The sequence below is a fragment of the Dokdonella sp. genome (assembly GCF_049593775.1).
GTDB lineage: Bacteria > Pseudomonadota > Gammaproteobacteria > Xanthomonadales > Rhodanobacteraceae > Dokdonella.
The window spans coordinates 1-2,340 of record NZ_JBAWHJ010000308.1; the positions used below are offsets into that span (position 1 = coordinate 1).

Annotated in this window: 3 protein-coding genes; 2 read left to right on the forward strand and 1 reads right to left on the reverse strand. The window is 57.8% G+C overall.

The annotated features are described in order from the left end of the window. Together WBP53_RS10780 and WBP53_RS10785 are read left to right on the forward strand one after the other, a co-directional pair. On the forward strand, positions 1–705 hold a 705-nt coding region (locus tag WBP53_RS10780), incomplete at its 5' end, for a 23S rRNA (adenine(2030)-N(6))-methyltransferase RlmJ (RefSeq protein ID WP_423928768.1). A 27-nt stretch (positions 706–732) separates the two neighbouring features. Continuing rightward, positions 733–1,251: a Slp family lipoprotein gene (locus tag WBP53_RS10785; RefSeq protein ID WP_423928770.1), complete on the forward strand. Its 519-nt coding sequence runs from the start codon at positions 733–735 to the stop codon at positions 1,249–1,251. Between the two features lie 136 nt (positions 1,252–1,387). On the opposite strand, the gene WBP53_RS10790 is transcribed toward WBP53_RS10785, so the two are convergent. Beyond that, positions 1,388–2,317 (reverse strand): cation diffusion facilitator family transporter, encoded by a 930-nt coding sequence (locus WBP53_RS10790; protein WP_423928772.1) that lies wholly within the window; start codon positions 2,315–2,317, stop codon positions 1,388–1,390. Between the last annotated feature and the right edge of the window lie 23 nt (positions 2,318–2,340).

Here is a 2,340-nt window from a genome sequence, read left to right on the forward strand (position 1 = left end):
CAGCTCGACGGCAGCGAAGCAAAACGCACCGGCGAGGCGGCGGACGGCATACACCGCCTGCTCGCAGCGTCGAGGGTGCCCACCTTGCTGCATGTCTACGTCAACCTGGTCCGCTCACTCAATGCCGGCCACGAGGAACTCAGTGTCTACCCGGGCTCACCCCTGATCGCCAGTCTGCTCATGCGCGATATTGATCGCGGCACGCTTTGCGAACTGCAACCGGAGGAATGCGCTGCCCTGAAATCACTGTTCCGCGGGGATTCGCGCTTTTCGGTTCACGAGCGGGATGGCTACGCCGCAATGAATGCCCTGCTGCCGCCAAAGGAGCGGCGTGGGCTTGTCCTGATCGATCCACCGTTCGAAGCACAGGACGACGAATTCCGGATCATTGAGGGCGCCCTGGCTGATGCATCAAAACGTTGGGCCAACGGGATCTACACCATCTGGTATCCGATCAAGTTGCGCCAGCAAGTCCAACCGTTCCACCGCTGGCTGGCCAAGAGCGGTTTCGGCAAGGTCCTGGTAGCCGAGCTCTTGATCCACCCGGACAACTCCGCGCTGCGTCTGAACGGCTGCGGCATGGCCATCATCAACCCGCCCTGGAAGTTCGATCGCCAACTGGAAGAGCTCCTGCCCGCGTTGCAGGAACTGTTGTCCCAGAGCCGGTTTGGGCAGCACAGGCTTGACTGGCTGGTTCAGGACTGACCAGCTGCTACTGTCCGATTCTCGAACATGGCATGGGACACGAACCGATTTTCCCGATCAGTCATTGCCCTTGCACTTGCCCTGAGCGCAGGTTGCGCGGCGCCTGTTTTTCGCGATGTCGCAAACACGTTGCAGATTGCGCCGATCGACGTGCAGCAGTCCCCGGATGCCTACGCTGGCGCAGAAATACTATGGGGAGGACGGATCGTCTCCATGGAAATTGCCGAAGGCAATACACGTATGGAAGTCATCGCCTTTCCACTCAATCGTGCGCAACAGCCGGCTCCGGATGCAGACAGCATCGGACGCTTCATGCTCATCGTGCCTGGCCTTGCGAACCCCCTTGAATACGCACCGGGGCGGCATCTGACCACACAGGGCGTGATTACCGGAATCTGGAGCGGCATCGTCGATGGAAGGGAATACCCCTACCCCGCCATCCAGGCGTCGGCAGTCAACATCTGGCCCTGGGGATTCATGTTCGACAGCCAGCCACGAATCAGTATTGGTATCGGCGTCGGTACGGGGGCGATATACAACGATTGATTGGGCTGTTGAACACTACGATTTCGCACTGAAAGGGTCAGCCCCACCTCACCCGTTCGCCTCCGCATCGAGTCCGGGGCAGGCTCTGAGCCGAGCCTGTCCTGAGCCTGTCGAAGTGAAGCGTGTTTCCAGGCTCCTATTGCGGATTCTCTTCTTCGTGGTCGGAATTGTCCGGCTCGAAAAAACTGAACCTTACGGCAGAAAAGTGGCTGCGGAATTCACGTTCGACAGTATTGATCTGCTTGATCATGCCGTTTGCCGACGTGTCTTCACGCATTCTTGCCTTGACCGATACCATGACATCGTTGCCGAGCTGCAAGGTCAGCAAGTTGTAGACCTGTGCAATCTCTGACCGTTGCTCGAGATATTCGAGCATTTCCTTTCTGGTGTCGGAATCAACGCTTTGTCCGATCAGCATCGCCTTGACTTCAATCGAGATGAATACGGCAACAACAATCAGCAGCACACCGATGGCAAGTGTACCAATGGCATCCCAGATCGGATTGCCGGTAAGCATCGACAAGCCAACCGCAAACAGCGCAAATACCAGGCCGAGCAGTGCCGCCAGATCTTCTCCAAAAATAACCACCAACTCTGCCTGGCGGCTCTGCCGGAACCATTGCCAGAGTGATCGACCGCCACGAGCCTTGTTGACCTCGATCATGCAGGCCCGCATGGAAATTCCCTCGACAATGATGCCGAAGACCAGCACGCCAATGGCGATCCAGGGCGATTTGAGCGGCTCGCCCGTACTCAACTTGTGGATGCCTTCATACAGCGAAAACATGCCGCCGACACTGAACAACATGAGCGCCACAAGGAAGGACCAGAAGTACACCGCCTTGCCATAGCCAAGTGGGTAGTCCGGGGACGGAGGTTTTTTCGCCTGATGAATCCCCAGTAGCAGCAAGCCCTGGTTGCCGCAGTCAGCCAGCGAATGGACCGCTTCGGCCAGCATGGCGCCGGAACCGGTAATTGCTGCTGCCACGCTTTTGGCAACAAAGATGGCGAAATTGGCGCCCAGTGCGAAAAAGATTGCGCGAAGTGAATTGCCTTGGCCAGCCATGCGAAGTCCCGGGTAGGTGAATG